Source organism: Hansschlegelia beijingensis, assembly GCF_014196425.1.
GTDB classification, from domain to species: Bacteria; Pseudomonadota; Alphaproteobacteria; order Rhizobiales; family Methylopilaceae; genus Methylopila; species Methylopila beijingensis.
The window spans coordinates 331,100-344,433 of record NZ_JACIDR010000003.1 but is presented as its reverse complement, the minus strand read 5'-3'; the positions used below and the strand labels follow the sequence as shown (position 1 = coordinate 344,433).

The following is a 13,334-nucleotide window of genomic DNA, read 5'->3' as shown; positions in this document are numbered from 1 at the left end:
GGCGGCCGCCCTCAGCCGACCATCCCCTCGGGGCCGCGGGCGATCGCGGCGACGCCGGTGCGGGAGACCTCGACGAGGCCGAGCGGCGTCATCAGCACGATGAACTGGTCGAGCTTGTCCGGCTTGCCGGTGATCTCGAAGATGAAGCTCTCGGTGGTGGCGTCGATCACCCGCGCCCGGAAGGCTTCGGCGAGCCGCAGCGCCTCGGCGCGCTGGTCGCCCTTGCCGCGCACCTTGATCAGCATGAGCTCGCGCTCCAGCGCCTTGCCGGTGAGCGTGAGGTCCACCACCGAATGCACCGGCACCAGCCGGTCGAGCTGCGACTTGATCTGCTCCACCACGTCGGCGGGACCGGTGGTCACCACCGTGATGCGCGACAGGTGGCTCTCATGGCTGACCTCGGAGACGGTCAGGCTGTCGATGTTGTAGCCGCGCCCCGAGAACAGCCCGATGACGCGCGCCAGCACGCCCGGCTCGTTGTCGACCAGGATCGCCAGCGTATGCCGCGCGATCTGCTTGTGCGGGTCGTCCATGAAATAGGCTGAGCCGGTCGGCTGACGCATGGTGAAGGGTTCCGGAACGGGTGTGGGGCGTCATCCCGGACGGCGGCGAGCCGCCGAGCCGGGATCGCGTGCAGTAAAGAGGCGCTCTATCGGAGTACGATCCCGGCGCTCCGCTCGCGCTTCGGCCGGGATGACGTCTCCTAGACCAGCATCTTGCCTTCGTCGGAGATCGCGTTCTCGATCCGGTCTTCGCTGGCGTCGCCGAGCAGCATGTCGTTATGCGCGCGGCCCGACGGGATCATCGGCGTGACGTTCTCCATCTTGTCGACGACGCAGTCGACCACGACGGGTCCCGGCGTCTCCACCATCGCCCGGATGGTGGCGTCGAGGTCGTCCGGCCTCTCGCAACGCAGGCCGGTCGCCCCATAGGCCTCGGCGAGCTTCACGAAGTCCGGCAGCGCCTCCGAGTAGGAGTTCGAGTAGCGGCTGCCGTGCAGCAGCTGCTGCCACTGCCGCACCATCCCCATGTATTCGTTGTTCAGGATGAAGATCTTGATCGGCAGCTTGTACTGGATCGCCGTCGAGAGCTCCTGGATGCACATCTGGATCGAGGCTTCGCCCGCGATGTCGATGACGAGCGCCTCCGGATGGGCGATCTGCACGCCGACCGCGGCCGGCATGCCGTAGCCCATGGTTCCGAGGCCGCCGGAGGTCATCCAGCGGTTCGGCTCCTCGAACTTGTAGTACTGGGCCGCCCACATCTGGTGCTGGCCGACTTCGGTCGTGATGTAGGTGTCGGGGCCCTTGGTCAGCTCATAGAGACGCTCGACCGCCTGCTGCGGCTTGATGGTGTCGGGCGACGGCCGGTAGGCGAGGCAGTTCTTCGCCCGCCAGCGGTCGATCTCGGCCCACCACGACTGCAGCCCCTCGGGGTCGATCTGGACCTTCGAGGCCTTCCACACGCGCAGCATGTCGTCGAGCACATGGGCGACGTCGCCGACGATCCCGACCTGCACCTTGACGTTCTTGTTGATCTGCGCCGGGTCGATGTCGATGTGGATCTTCTTCGAGTTCGGCGAGAAGGCGTCGAGCCGGCCGGTGATGCGGTCGTCGAAGCGCGCGCCGACGCACAGCATGACGTCGCAGTCATGCATCGCGTGGTTGGCCTCGTAGGTGCCGTGCATGCCGAGCATGCCGAGCCACTGCTTGTCGGACGCCGGGAAGGCGCCGAGGCCCATCAGGGTCGAGGTCACGGGCGCGCCCGTCAGCCGCGCGAACTCGCGCAGCAGGCGCGTCGCCTCGGGGCCGGAGTTGATGACGCCGCCGCCGGTGTAGAAGATCGGCTTCTTCGCCGTCGCCAGCAGTTCGACCGCCGCGCGGATCCGGTCGGCGTCGCCCTTGACCTTGGGATGGTAGGTTTTGTGGGAGACGTTCTCGCGGCCCACATAGGTTCCGCTCGCGAACTGGATGTCCTTCGGGATGTCGACCACGACCGGCCCGGGACGCCCGCTGGTCGCGACGTAGAACGCCTCGTGCAGGACCTGGGCGAGCTCGTTGACGTCCTTCACCAGGTAGTTGTGCTTGGTGCAGGGCCGCGTGATGCCGACCGTGTCGCATTCCTGGAACGCGTCCGAGCCGATCAGATGCGTCGGCACCTGGCCGGTGATGCAGACCATCGGGATGGAGTCCATCAGCGCGTCGGTGAGGCCGGTGACCGCGTTGGTCGCGCCGGGGCCCGAGGTGACCAGCACCACGCCGCATTTGCCGGTCGAGCGGGCGTAGCCCTCGGCCATGTGGGTCGCGCCCTGCTCATGGCGGACCAGGACGTGCTCGATCGAGTTCTGCTGGAACAGGGCGTCATAGATCGGAAGCACCGCCCCGCCCGGATAGCCGAAGATGTGCTGGACGCCCTGATCGGCGAGCGCGCGGACCACCATTTCCGCGCCGGTCATCGTCTCGGTCATTGTGGCGGTTCCTTTCGCCTTGTCAGACCCTGCTCCGACCCGACGCGACGTGACGCCGGGCAACAAAAAAGGGCCCGCTGGGGAGCCCTTGCTTGGCGTCATCGGACGTTGAGCGCGAACCTTATGCGGCCCGCACCGTCGATGACGCCTGTCTTACGAGAATGAGCTTGCGCGGCACGCCGTCGCTTCCTCTGGCTTGAATTGCGCGCGGAACCTACGCGCGAGGCTCCCGCCAGTCAAGGCGCGACCGGCAGAAGAAATTCGGGCGCGGACGAGGCCTCCGATCGGCCTCGCCAGCGTTTAGCATCGGGATCGTCCGGGAGGGTCGACGATGAGGATGCTCGCAACCGCCTTCTCAATTGCGCTTGCCTCCGCCGCCGCGCAGGCGGAGAGCGGTCGCTCCGGCGCCTGGACCTACAATTCGGAGCCCGACAGCAATGGCGGCGGGATGGTCACGGCGCTCGCCTCCGCGCCCGGCGCCTCTTTCAACGACCCGTCCTATGCGGTCGCCCGCTGCCTCGGCGGACGCACGGAGTTCTTCGTCGGCACGTCCGGCGGCTGGGGCCTGTCCGGCCGAACGCTCGAGGTCCTCGCGCGGGTCGAAGGCGCGCCGGGAGCCCAGACCCCCATGCGCTGGGACGTCTCCTCCAACGGCAAGGCGGTGTTCGCGCCCGAGCCCGCCGACGCCCTGCTCCGCTCGCTGCCCGATCCGGGCAGGCTCCGCTTCGCGGTGCGGGACGGCAGGGGCGAGAGCCACGAGACGGTCTTCGACATGACCGGCTTCGCCGAGATCCGCCGAAGGATCGCCGAGGCCTGCCGCTGGGCGCCCTGAACGCCCGCTTCGGTTGACACGCGCGGGCGCGCTCCCCACTGTCCCGTCAGTCCGAGGGGCGCCCGGCAACGGGCTGAGACGGCGCGAGCCGAACCCTTTGAACCTGATCCGGGTCATGCCGGCGAAGGAACGGGGCTCGTAACGGCGTCCGCGCCGCCGCTTCCCTTCGCCATCCTGCCCCGCGTCCGAGGCTCGAGCCGAGGGAGAGTGTTGTCATGCGCGTCACCATCATCGGCGCCGGTGTCGCCGGCCTCACGGCCGCGATCGAGCTCGCCGGGCGCGGCGCGAAGGTCGAGATCCTGGAGCGCGGCGCGGAGATCGGCGAGCGCGCCTGCTCCTGGGCCGCCGGCGGCATGCTGGCGCCGTGGTGCGAGCGCGAAAGCGCCGAGCCGGTCGTGGCCGAACTCGGGCAGCAGGCCCTCGACTGGTGGCCGCGCCATATAGACGGCGTGACGCCCAACGGCACGCTGGTGGTCGCGCCGCGGCGCGACGCCGCCGAGCTCACCCGCTTCGCCGCGCGCACCGAGCGCTTCGACTGGATCGACGGCGACGCGATGGCCGGGCTGGAGCCCGACCTCGCCGGCCGGTTCGACCGCGGGCTGTTCTTCCGCGAGGAGGCGCATCTCGATCCGCGGCGTGCGCTCGCGGCGCTCGCAGCCCGCGCGATGGAGGTCGGCGTGACGATCCGCTTCGGGGTCGAGGCCGATCCGGAAGCCGCGCCCGGCGACGCGGTGCTCGACTGCCGGGGCTTCGCGGCCCGCGGCGAGACCCCGGACCTGCGCGGCGTGCGCGGCGAGATGCTGCTGTTGCGCACCCAGGAGATCACGCTCAGCCGCCCGGTGCGGCTGCTGCACCCCCGCATCCCGCTTTATATCGTGCCGCGCGCCGACGGGCTGTTCATGGTGGGCGCGACGATGATCGAGAGCGCCGCGCGCGGCCGCGTCACGGCGCGCTCGGCGGTCGAGCTGATCAACGGCGCCTATGCGCTGCATCCGGCGTTCGGCGAGGCCGAGATCGTCGAGGCCCGCGCCGACGTGCGCCCCGCCTTCCCGGACAATCTGCCCCGCGTCACGCGGCGAGGCCGCGTATTCTCCATCAACGGCCTCTACCGCCACGGCTTCCTGCTGTCGCCCGCGATGGCCCGGCAGGCCGCCGAGGCCGTGATGACGCAATCGGAGACCCACGATGAAGCTGATCGTGAACGGCTCACCGCTTGAGGTGGAGGCCGAGACCCTTGCGGGCGCGCTCGCCGCGCTCGACTACGGCGACGCCGTCGTGGCGACGGCCGTGAACGGCGCCTTCGTGCCTGCGGCGAGCCGGGCCGCCCGGTCGCTGTCCGAAGGCGACCGCATCGAGATCGTCGCGCCGCGGCAAGGAGGCTGACATGGATTTCTATGGCGTTGCGCTGCGCTCGCGGCTGCTGCTCGGCACCGCGCTCTACCCCTCCCCGGCGATCCTCGCCGACGCGGTGCGGGCGGCGGATTGCGACATCGTCACCGTCTCGCTGCGCCGCGAGTCCGGCCGGCTGCGCGAGGGACAGGATTTCTGGGGGCTGATCCGCGACCTCGGCGTGCGGGTGCTGCCCAACACCGCCGGCTGCCACTCGGTGAAGGAGGCCGTCACCACCGCGCAGATGGCGCGCGAGGTGTTCGGCACGCCCTGGATCAAGCTCGAGGTGATCGGCGACGCCGACACGCTGCAGCCCGACGTCTTCGGCCTTGTGGAGGCGGCGAAGATCCTCTCGGCGGAAGGATTCGAGGTGTTTCCGTACACGACCGCCGATCTCGGCGTGGCCGACCGCCTGCTGGAGGCGGGCTGCCGCGTGCTGATGCCGTGGGGCGCGCCGATCGGCACCGGGCTCGGGCTCAACGACGTCTATGCGCTGCGCTCGTTGCGCGCGCGCTTCCCCGACGTGCCGCTGGTGGTCGACGCCGGCATCGGCAAGCCCTCGCACGCCGCGGCCGCCATGGAGCTCGGCTATGACGCCGTGCTGCTCAACACCGCCGTCGCCAAGGCCGGCGATCCGGTCGCGATGGCGGGCGCCTTCGCGCGGGCCATCGAGGCCGGCCGCGCCGGCTACCTCGCCGGCCCGATCGAGCCGCGCGACATGGCCGCGCCCTCGACGCCGGTGCTCGGCCGCGCGAGCCTCGCATGAGCGCGCGTCTCGATCCGTTCTACCCGGTCGTCGACAGCGCCGCCTGGGTGCGCCGGCTGGTCGGCGCCGGCGCGCGGCTGATCCAGCTCCGCATCAAGCAGAAGCCCCAGGAGGCCCTGCGCGCGGAGATCCGCGAGGCGCTCGCCCTGTGCCGCGCCGCCGGCGCGACGCTCGTGGTCAACGACTACTGGGAGATCGCCATCGACGAGGGCGCGGAGTTTCTGCACCTGGGCCAGGAGGATCTCGACGGCGCTGACCTCAAGGCGATCCGGGCGGCTGAAATCAGGCTCGGCGTCTCGACCCACGACCGCGCGGAGCTTGACCGCGCCTTGTCGCTCGACCCTCATCATGTGGCGCTCGGCCCGATCTGGCCGACCATCCTCAAGCAGATGCCGTTCGCGCCGCAGGGGCTCGATCGGATCGGCGAGTGGAAGCGGCTGATCGGAGATCGGCCGCTGGTCGCGATCGGCGGACTGACCCCCGAGCGCGCGCGCCTCTGCCTTCAGGCAGGCGCCGACGTCACGGCGGTCGTCAACGACGTGCTCGGGGCCCCGGATCCCGAGGAACGCGCGCGGGAATGGATCGCCGCCACCCGGAGCCCCGTCGCGGCCGTCTGACCGGCTTGCAGTTTCTCGCGCGTGATCGCAAATGGAGGAGCTTCGCGGCGCCGCATCATCGGCAGCACCTGGAAAGTTCACGCATGGCCCGTTTCGGTGATCGCAGGTACGGGCCCATGACCGAGCTGGTGCTCGGCGGCCGAAGCTCCGACGAGCAGTTCGGCTTCGTGAACCCGCCGGTGGTGCACGGCTCCACGGTGCTCTGGTCCACGGTCGCGGACTTCAAGGCTGCGCGCGGCCGCTACACCTACGGCCGGCGCGGCACGCCGACCTCGGAGGCGCTGAGCGACGCGCTCAAGCAGCTCGAGGGCGGCCAGCACGTCGCGCTCGCGCCGTCCGGCGTCAGCGCCGTGTCGCTCGCGCTGATGACGGCGCTGAAGAGCGGCGACCATCTGCTGATGGTCGACACCGTGTACGAGCCGACCCGCCGGTTCTGCGACGGCATGCTGCGCCGCATGGGCGTCGAGACCAGCTATTACGACGCCTCGGTCGGGGCTCACGTCTCGGACCTGATGCGCCCCAACACCAAGGCGGTGTTCGTCGAGAGCCCCGGCTCGCTGACCTTCGAGGTGCAGGACGTTCCGGCGATCGCCGGCGCGGCGCACGCGCGCGGCGCGGCGGTGATCATGGACAACACCTGGGCGACGCCGCTGTTCTTCAAGGCGCACGATCACGGCGTCGATCTCGCGGTCTCGGCCGGCACCAAATATCTCGGCGGCCACGCCGACCTGATGATGGGCTGGGTTTCGGCCAACGCCGCCCACGCCGCGGCGCTTCGCACCACGCATGGCGCGCTCGGCCTGTGCTGCGGCCCCGACGACATGTTCCTGGCCTTGCGCGGCCTGAGGACGCTCGGCGTGCGGCTGGCGCACCACCAGGCGGCGGGCTTGCGCGTCGCGCGCTGGCTGCAGTCGCGGCCGGAGGTGGCGCGGGTCATGCACCCGGGGCTGGAGAGCGATCCGGGCCACGCGCTGTGGAAGCGCGACTTCACCGGCGCCTCGGGCCTGTTCGCGATCGAGCTCGAGCCCGGTTCGGAGGCCGCGCTGGCGGCCTTCCTGGACGAGCTCGAGCTGTTCGGGCTCGGCTATTCGTGGGGCGGCTTCGAGAGCCTCGCCATCCCGTTCGACGCGCGCCCGATGCGCACGGCCAGCAAATGGGCGCCGCAGGGTCCGACGGTCCGGCTCCACATCGGCCTCGAGGACGTCGAGGACCTGGTCGCCGATCTCGACGCCGGGCTGGCCCGCTACGGCGCGGTCGGCTGAGCCGAGGCAAAGAAAAGCCCCGCTCAGCAAGCGCTGGCGGGGCCTTCGAACTGCTAGAAGAGAGTGAGCCTAGGCGCTCAGAGCTCAGCCGGGCTGTACGAGGTGACCTCGAGGCCGACCGGGGTCTCTTCGACGATGGGAGCGGTCCACAGAGCCATTTGATCCTCCATCAATCTCGCGGTTGGTTCGCCCCGCGGGGCGTCGGATCGCCGTCTGCGTCCTGTAACGGACAAGATAGGGATCCGCGCCGCCGGCCGCCAGTTAATTTCTTGTCATGTTTGGCGGTCGTCAGGGTTTCGGCCCGCCGGGACTGCCGCGGCTTCCTGAAGAAGCAAGTATAAGAACTTCATAAGCAGGCGTTCGCATCCTGAAGACCGGTCACCCTCCGCTGATCGCCGTCAGGATGAAGACGTCCGCGCCCGGACGCAGCGGCGTGGCGAGGCTGGCGCGCCTGCCGTCGACGAACACGTTCATGTGCCGGCGGATGGCCGGCGAGGAATCGCAGATCCGGTCGCGCATGCCCGGCCAGCGGGCGTCGAGCGCGTCGACCAGCTCGGCGACGCTGCCCGCCTCCACCTCGAGCCGCCGCTCGGCGCTTGGAAACAGCGCCACGAGCAGCGGCGTCAGCCGCACCACGGCCGGGCTGCGGCCGCCGCTCGTCTGCGCCTCGGTCCTCACGTCAGGCATCCACGACGAGCGTCTCGACCGACGAGATCGTCGGCAGGTGCTCGGCGATGCGGGTGAAGCTGCCGCCCTCGTCGGCGCTGGCGTAGACCTCTCCGGAGCCGGTGCCGAAATAGACGCCGGCCGGCTCGAGCGCGTCGACCGCCATCGCCTGGCGCAGCACGTTGAAGAAGGCGTTTTGCTGCGGCAGGCCCTGCCGCTGGTCGCTCCAGCTCGCGCCGCCGTCGCGCGTGCGCCAGACCGCCGCCTTGGCGTCCGGCATGTAGCGGCCGGCGATGTCGCCGTTGAGCGGGACGAGGAACAGCGTCTCGGGGTCGCGCGGGTGGGTCGCGGCCGGAAAGCCGAAGCTCGACGGCAGGCCGGCCTCGATGCTGTCCCAGCTCCGCCCGCCGTCGTCGCTGCGATACATGCCGCAATGGTTCTGCTGGTAGAGCCGGCCCGAACCGCCCGGGGCCATGACCAGGCAATGCACGCACTGGCCGAACTCGGGATAGCGCTGGTCCTCGGGGAAGTAGTCGCAGCGGACGCCGGTGTTGCGCGGCTCCCAGGTCTCGCCGCCGTCCTGGGTGTGAAAAACGCCGGCCGACGAGATGCCGACCCAGATGCGTTTCGCGTCCTGGGGATCGACCACGAGAGAATGGAGGATCAGCCCGGCGCCGCCCGGGTTCCATTCGGGACGGCTCGGATGCTTCTGCAGCCCGTCGATATGGCTCCAGCTTTCGCCGCCGTCGTCGCTGACGAACAGGCCCGCCGGCTGCACCCCCGCATAGAGCCGGCCATGCGCGGCCGCAAGGCTCCACACCGTGGAGATCGGCTCCTGCCCCGGCTCATAGGCGAGCCCCTGGCTCGAATGGCTCCAGCTCTCGCCATGGTCGGTCGATTTCCACACCGCCGGCCCGAACCACTCATTGCCGCCCGCGCCATAGATCGCCCCGGTGGCCGGATCGGCCGCCACATGGTTCATCGGCCAGGTCTCGCAGTAAGGCCCGCGCAGTCGCCAGTCCGCGCGCGCTGCGTCGCTCTCCAGGATGAACGCGCCCTTCTTGGTGCCGAGCAGCACCATCACCTTCTTCGACATGCCTTCCCCCTTCGGTCTTATGCTCCGCCTTGTTCTTATGCGCCGGCCTGCGGCTCGGGCTCGGTGACGACCATCCAGGCGACGCCGAACCGGTCCGCCAGCATGCCGAAGGCCGGCGAGAAGAAGGTGGGCGCAAGCGGCATGCGGATCTCGCCGCCCTCGCCGAGCGCCGCGAACACCCGGTTCGCCTCCGCTTCGCTCGGGGCCGACAGCGCGAGGCTCACGCCCGAGAAGGTCGCCGCGCCCGCGCAGCCGCCGTCGGTCGCCATCACCTCGGTGGCGCCGATCCGGAAGCAGGAGTGCAGGATCTTGTCCTCGGAGCCCGGCGGAACCATGCCGGGCGGCGGCGGCTCCGGCGCGTCCCGGAAGCGCAGCAGCGCAATCACCTCGGCGCCGACAGCGCTCTTGTAGAACTCCAGCGCTTCCTCGCAGCGGCCTTCGAACGACAGATAGGGTCGCACAAGCATCGGTCTCTCCCTGCTCCGGCGCCCGTTTCCCCGGGCCCCCGCGCCAAGGACGACCGGGCAGCGCGGCCGCCGACATCCTCGCGCGGATTTTTCGCGCGGACTGTCGCGCCGGAGTAGTTTTGCGCGTCCTTGGAACGAGGAGAACCGCCGGCGATGCTTTACGCGATGCTTTGCTACGATTCAGAAGACGTGGTCTGCGCCTGGTCGCAGGAGAAGAACGACGCCGTGATGGCTGATCTCGGCGCGGTTCAGCAGAGGCTGGCCGCACAGGGGCGGCTCGGCCCGGTCGCGCGACTGATGCCGACGACCGCGGCGACGACCATCCGCAAGGGCCGGGAAGCCATGGTGATCGACGGCCCCTTCGCGGAGACCAAGGAGCAGCTGCTCGGCTTCTTCATCGTCGACTGCGCCTCGCTCGACGAAGCCATCGAGACCGCCAAGGAGCTCGGCGACGCCTGCGGCTCCGGCGGGTCGTTCGAGGTGCGGCCGGTGATGCTGTTCAACCCGGTGGCGCCGACCCTATGACCGACCGGGCCTGGATCGACGCGGCGCTGACCGCCGCCAGGCCACAGGCGGTGAGCGCGCTGCTGCGCTATTTCCGCGACCTCGACGCGGCCGAGGAGGCGTTTCAGGACGCCTGCCTGCGCGCGCTGCGGACCTGGCCCGAGAACGGTCCGCCGCGCGATCCCGTCGCTTGGCTGATCTTCGTCGGGCGCAACGCCGCCTTCGACGCCAGGCGCCGCGTCAGCCGCCAGGCGCCGATGCCGGACGAGGAGCTGATCTCCGACCGCGAGGACGCCGAGGCCGCGATGGTCGAGCGGCTCGACGACGCCGATTACCGCGACGGCGTGCTGCGGCTGCTGTTCATCTGCTGCCATCCGGACCTGCCGGCGCCGCAGCAGATCGCGCTCGCGCTGCGCATCGTGTCAGGACTGACGGTCGCGGAGATCGCGCGCGCCTTCCTGGTCGGCGAGAGCGCGATGGAGCAGCGGATCACCCGGGCCAAGGCGAAGGTCGCCGCGGCCGACGTGCCGTTCGAGGCGCCCGGGCCGGTCGAGCGCGCGGAGCGGCTCGGCGCGGTGCTGCTGATGATCTACCTGCTGTTCAACGAGGGCTATTCGGCGAGCTCAGGCGAGGCGCCGCTGCGCGCGCCCCTCTGCGAGGAGGCGATCCGGCTCGGACGGCTGTTGCTGCGCCTGTTTCCGGCTGAGCCCGAGGCGATGGGGCTGGTCGCGCTCATGCTGCTGCAGCACGCCCGCGCCGCGGCGCGCTTCGACGAAGCGGGCGAGATCGTCCTGCTCGACCAACAGGACCGCACGCGCTGGAACGGCCCGCTGATCTCGGAGGGCATAAACCTGATCGGCAAGGCCGTCCGTCACCGCCGGCCCGGCCCCTACCAGGCGCAGGCCGCGATCGCCGCGACGCACGCCCGCGCGGTTCGGGCGGAAGACACCGATTGGGCCGAGATCGACCTGCTGTACGGGCTGCTCGAACGGCTGCAGCCCTCGCCGGTGGTCACGCTCAACCGGGCGGTGGCGGTGTCGAAGCTGAAGGGCCCGCGCGCGGCGCTCGAGATGATCGCGCCGCTCGAGGAGCGCCTCGCCGGCTATTTCTACTTCTTCGGCGTGAAGGGCGCGCTGCACATGGAGCTTGGCGAGGAGGCCCCGGCCCGCGAGGCCTTCGGCCGCGCCATCGCGCTCGCCCGCACCGCCGCCGAGGCCGCCCACATCCGTTCGCACCTCGACCGTCTGCAGGGCGCCGAAGAACGCCGCGCCTAGAACTGCACCCCGCGGGTCAGCGCGCCGTCGACCACGAGGTTGCTCCCGGTGATGAAGCTCGCCGCCGGGCTGGCGATGAACGCCGTCGCGTTCGCGACTTCCTGCGGCGTGCCCAGGCGACCGGTGGGATTGAGCGCGAGCGCCCTGGCGAACAGCTCCGGATTTCCGGTCTCGATCTGATCCCAGACGCCGCCCTTGAAATAGATGTTGCCGGGCGAGACCGAATTCGCGCGGATGTTCTTCGGCGCGAGGTTGAACGCCAGGCCCTGCGTGTAGTGGATCAGCGCGGCCTTGAAGGCGCCGTAAGGGCCGGCCGCGAAGTCGATCTCCCGGCCCGATACGCTTGAGACGGTGACGATCGACGCGGCCCGGCTGCGCTCGAGATAGGGCAGCGCCGCATCGACCAGACGCACCGTGCCCATCATGTCCACGGCGAAGCCGGCCTGCCAGCTCGCCTCGTCGCCGGCGATCGCGAGCGCGCTGACATTCGCCACCACGATGTCGAGCCCGCCGAAGGACGCCGCGGCCTCCTCGACCCATGCCGCGACCGCGGGACCGTCGGCCACGTCGAGCGCGCGCCCGATCGCCTTCACGCCCGAGGCCGAAAGCGCGGCCGCGGTCGCGTCCACCTCGGCCTCGTTACGGGCGCAGATCGCCACATTGGCGCCTTCGGCCGCAAGCGTCTCCGCTATGGCGCGGCCGATGCCCTTGGTGCCGCCCGTGACCAGCGCGTTCAGGCCGTCGAGCTTCAGGTCCATGAGAGGCTCCGTGAGATGAAGGCGCCAGGGCGCAGCGGGTGAATGCGCTCACGCTGGCCATTGCGCCGCGTGGCGCCCGGCAGCCAGGCGAGCGAGCCGGCTGATTTGCGGGCGGCCCGCCCGCCGGAGCAAGTTCAAATAAGCGCTTGGACCCGCCGCGGATTTGGGCGCCGGCCGCGGCATGAGGCGCCGGCTCAGTTGCCGACGTGGCGCTCGATATGACGGGCGAAGTGTTCGGCGGCCTCCGAACTGCTCGTGCGGCGGCGCCAGAGCATGAGATCGACCGTCGGCAGCGCCGGCAGGCCGGAATCGGGCTCCAGGCCGACGAGGCCGCGCGCGTTGACGGAGGCTGCGAGCACGATCACCGCCGCGTCCGCGAGCGCCATCGCCTGCAAGCCGGCGATGCTCTCCGACACGCAGGCGACGCGCCATCGGAGGCTGTGCTCGTTGAGCGCCGCGAGCGCGAGGTCGCGGTAGAGATTGCCCTCGGGCAGCATCGCAAGCGGGATCGGGTCGCGCCGGTAGGCGCCGCCGCCCTCGGCGCCGAGCCAGACCAGAGGCTCGCTGCGCAGGCGCGTGGTCTCGGCGATGCGCGGGTCGACGCCCGGCATTCTGGTCGCGATCGCGACGTCGAGCAGGCCCTCGTCCATCTCGGCGGCGAGCTGGCGCGACAGCGCGCAACGCACGCTGACCTCGACGCGCGGATAGGCCCGGCGGAAGCTCGCCAGCGTCTCCGGCAGCAGGAAGGCGGCGTAGAGATCCGGGCAGCCGAGCGTGACGCGGCCCTCGATCTCGTCGGAGGCCAGCTTCAGCCGCGCCTCGTCGTGCATCCGCAGCAGGGCGCGCGCATAGGGCAGCAACGCCTCTCCCTGCGGGGTCAGCCGCAGGCGGCGCAGATCGGCCTCGAACAGCGGCTGCCCGGCGGCCTCCTCGAGACGCCGCAGCTGCAGGCTCACCGCAGGCTGCGTCCGGTGCAGCCTGCGCGCGACGCGGGTGACGCTGCGCTCCTCGACAAGCATCACGAAAGTGCGAAGCAGGACGATCTCGAGCGTGCGCGCCATCTGGCTAAATTATTCTTTGGTTTTTGCAAAGCAATATAAATTTGCCTCGGCTATTCAGCGCTTTTAGCATTGTTTTCATGCAGCGTTACTGGCGAGAAACTAGGCTAATGATCAACAATAAGGCTGATGTTGCGCGCTTCTTGTGCATATCGTGCACGAAGAGCCAGCCTCGCCG

At 70.2% G+C, this 13,334-nt stretch carries 16 protein-coding genes and 1 riboswitch; of the genes, 8 read left to right on the top strand and 8 right to left on the bottom strand.

All coding sequences use genetic code 11. From position 1 onward, the window contains the following. Positions 1-11 precede the first annotated feature (11 nt). Positions 12-563, bottom strand: coding sequence for an acetolactate synthase small subunit (gene ilvN, locus GGR24_RS11670; protein ID WP_183395528.1), 552 nt, complete (start codon positions 561-563; stop codon positions 12-14). A 140-nt stretch (positions 564-703) separates the two neighbouring features. Beyond that, a complete protein-coding gene (locus GGR24_RS11665; protein ID WP_183395527.1) occupies positions 704-2,467 on the bottom strand; it encodes an acetolactate synthase 3 large subunit in 1,764 nt (587 codons plus the stop codon). A gap of 331 nt (positions 2,468-2,798) precedes the next feature. Here GGR24_RS11665 and GGR24_RS11660 point away from each other — a divergent pair, with 331 nt between their 5' ends. The 6 genes from GGR24_RS11660 to metC all read left to right on the top strand — a co-directional run bounded on the left by GGR24_RS11660 (position 2,799) and on the right by metC (position 7,333). Next, positions 2,799-3,299 (top strand): hypothetical protein, encoded by a 501-nt coding sequence (locus tag GGR24_RS11660; protein WP_183395526.1) that lies wholly within the window; start codon positions 2,799-2,801, stop codon positions 3,297-3,299. Positions 3,300-3,343: 44 nt separating this feature from the next. Further along, a riboswitch (TPP riboswitch) is annotated at positions 3,344-3,446 on the top strand. 68 nt (positions 3,447-3,514) lie between these two features. Next, positions 3,515-4,516, top strand: coding sequence for a glycine oxidase ThiO (gene thiO, locus GGR24_RS11655; RefSeq protein WP_183395525.1), 1,002 nt, complete (start codon positions 3,515-3,517; stop codon positions 4,514-4,516). Continuing rightward, complete coding sequence (gene thiS, locus GGR24_RS11650; RefSeq protein WP_183395524.1) at positions 4,485-4,682, top strand: sulfur carrier protein ThiS; 198 nt, start codon at positions 4,485-4,487, stop codon at positions 4,680-4,682. The genes thiO and thiS overlap by 32 nt, the downstream gene beginning before the upstream one ends. 1 nt (position 4,683) lies before the next feature. Beyond that, on the top strand, positions 4,684-5,454 hold the full coding sequence (locus GGR24_RS11645; protein ID WP_183395523.1) for a thiazole synthase: 771 nt from the start codon (positions 4,684-4,686) through the stop codon (positions 5,452-5,454). After that, positions 5,451-6,071: a thiamine phosphate synthase gene (locus tag GGR24_RS11640; RefSeq protein ID WP_183395522.1), complete on the top strand. Its 621-nt coding sequence runs from the start codon at positions 5,451-5,453 to the stop codon at positions 6,069-6,071. The genes GGR24_RS11645 and GGR24_RS11640 overlap by 4 nt, the downstream gene beginning before the upstream one ends. Before the next feature lie 83 nt (positions 6,072-6,154). Further along, positions 6,155-7,333, top strand: a complete 1,179-nt coding sequence (gene metC, locus GGR24_RS11635) for a cystathionine beta-lyase (RefSeq protein WP_183395521.1) — start codon at positions 6,155-6,157, stop codon at positions 7,331-7,333. Positions 7,334-7,410: 77 nt separating this feature from the next. Here the strand turns inward: metC and pqqA are convergent, their stop codons facing one another. From pqqA to GGR24_RS11615, 4 genes are all read right to left on the bottom strand, one after another. Continuing rightward, entirely contained in the window at positions 7,411-7,491 is an 81-nt protein-coding gene (pqqA, locus tag GGR24_RS17940; RefSeq protein ID WP_128779492.1) for a pyrroloquinoline quinone precursor peptide PqqA, read from the bottom strand. 220 nt (positions 7,492-7,711) lie between these two features. After that, positions 7,712-8,020, bottom strand: a complete 309-nt coding sequence (locus GGR24_RS11625) for a MoaD/ThiS family protein (protein WP_183395520.1) — start codon at positions 8,018-8,020, stop codon at positions 7,712-7,714. Further along, positions 8,013-9,095 carry a WD40/YVTN/BNR-like repeat-containing protein gene (locus GGR24_RS11620; RefSeq protein ID WP_183395519.1) on the bottom strand — a complete coding sequence of 361 codons (1,083 nt, stop codon included), beginning with the start codon at positions 9,093-9,095 and terminating at the stop codon, positions 8,013-8,015. The genes GGR24_RS11625 and GGR24_RS11620 overlap by 8 nt, the downstream gene beginning before the upstream one ends. A gap of 35 nt (positions 9,096-9,130) precedes the next feature. Further along, the gene (locus GGR24_RS11615) at positions 9,131-9,562 is read right to left on the bottom strand and encodes a VOC family protein (protein ID WP_183395518.1); all 432 of its coding nucleotides are present in this window, start codon (positions 9,560-9,562) and stop codon (positions 9,131-9,133) included. A 153-nt stretch (positions 9,563-9,715) separates the two neighbouring features. Between GGR24_RS11615 and GGR24_RS11610 the strand changes: the two genes are divergently transcribed. After that, positions 9,716-10,087 carry a YciI family protein gene (locus GGR24_RS11610; protein WP_183395517.1) on the top strand — a complete coding sequence of 124 codons (372 nt, stop codon included), beginning with the start codon at positions 9,716-9,718 and terminating at the stop codon, positions 10,085-10,087. Then, positions 10,084-11,340: an RNA polymerase sigma factor gene (locus GGR24_RS11605; RefSeq protein WP_183395516.1), complete on the top strand. Its 1,257-nt coding sequence runs from the start codon at positions 10,084-10,086 to the stop codon at positions 11,338-11,340. The genes GGR24_RS11610 and GGR24_RS11605 overlap by 4 nt, the downstream gene beginning before the upstream one ends. On the opposite strand, the gene GGR24_RS11600 is transcribed toward GGR24_RS11605, so the two are convergent. Further along, positions 11,337-12,098, bottom strand: a complete 762-nt coding sequence (locus GGR24_RS11600; RefSeq protein WP_183395515.1) for an SDR family NAD(P)-dependent oxidoreductase — start codon at positions 12,096-12,098, stop codon at positions 11,337-11,339. The two genes, GGR24_RS11605 and GGR24_RS11600, sit on opposite strands and share 4 nt — an antisense overlap. A 194-nt stretch (positions 12,099-12,292) precedes the next feature. After that, positions 12,293-13,159, bottom strand: a complete 867-nt coding sequence (locus GGR24_RS11595; RefSeq protein ID WP_183395514.1) for a LysR substrate-binding domain-containing protein — start codon at positions 13,157-13,159, stop codon at positions 12,293-12,295. Positions 13,160-13,334: the final 175 nt, after the last annotated feature.

Coding starts and splice junctions, on each gene's coding strand:
- GGR24_RS11620 (WP_183395519.1), bottom strand. CDS start 9,095: ATGTCGAAGAAGGTGATGGTGCTGCTCGGCACCAAGAAGGGCGCGTTC.
- GGR24_RS11605 (WP_183395516.1), top strand. CDS start 10,084: ATGACCGACCGGGCCTGGATCGACGCGGCGCTGACCGCCGCCAGGCCA.
- GGR24_RS11600 (WP_183395515.1), bottom strand. CDS start 12,098: ATGGACCTGAAGCTCGACGGCCTGAACGCGCTGGTCACGGGCGGCACC.
- pqqA (WP_128779492.1), bottom strand. CDS start 7,491: ATGGCTCTGTGGACCGCTCCCATCGTCGAAGAGACCCCGGTCGGCCTC.
- GGR24_RS11610 (WP_183395517.1), top strand. CDS start 9,716: ATGCTTTACGCGATGCTTTGCTACGATTCAGAAGACGTGGTCTGCGCC.
- ilvN (WP_183395528.1), bottom strand. CDS start 563: ATGCGTCAGCCGACCGGCTCAGCCTATTTCATGGACGACCCGCACAAG.
- thiO (WP_183395525.1), top strand. CDS start 3,515: ATGCGCGTCACCATCATCGGCGCCGGTGTCGCCGGCCTCACGGCCGCG.
- GGR24_RS11660 (WP_183395526.1), top strand. CDS start 2,799: ATGAGGATGCTCGCAACCGCCTTCTCAATTGCGCTTGCCTCCGCCGCC.
- GGR24_RS11640 (WP_183395522.1), top strand. CDS start 5,451: ATGAGCGCGCGTCTCGATCCGTTCTACCCGGTCGTCGACAGCGCCGCC.
- GGR24_RS11665 (WP_183395527.1), bottom strand. CDS start 2,467: ATGACCGAGACGATGACCGGCGCGGAAATGGTGGTCCGCGCGCTCGCC.
- GGR24_RS11625 (WP_183395520.1), bottom strand. CDS start 8,020: ATGCCTGACGTGAGGACCGAGGCGCAGACGAGCGGCGGCCGCAGCCCG.
- GGR24_RS11615 (WP_183395518.1), bottom strand. CDS start 9,562: ATGCTTGTGCGACCCTATCTGTCGTTCGAAGGCCGCTGCGAGGAAGCG.
- GGR24_RS11595 (WP_183395514.1), bottom strand. CDS start 13,159: ATGGCGCGCACGCTCGAGATCGTCCTGCTTCGCACTTTCGTGATGCTT.
- thiS (WP_183395524.1), top strand. CDS start 4,485: ATGAAGCTGATCGTGAACGGCTCACCGCTTGAGGTGGAGGCCGAGACC.
- GGR24_RS11645 (WP_183395523.1), top strand. CDS start 4,684: ATGGATTTCTATGGCGTTGCGCTGCGCTCGCGGCTGCTGCTCGGCACC.
- metC (WP_183395521.1), top strand. CDS start 6,155: ATGGCCCGTTTCGGTGATCGCAGGTACGGGCCCATGACCGAGCTGGTG.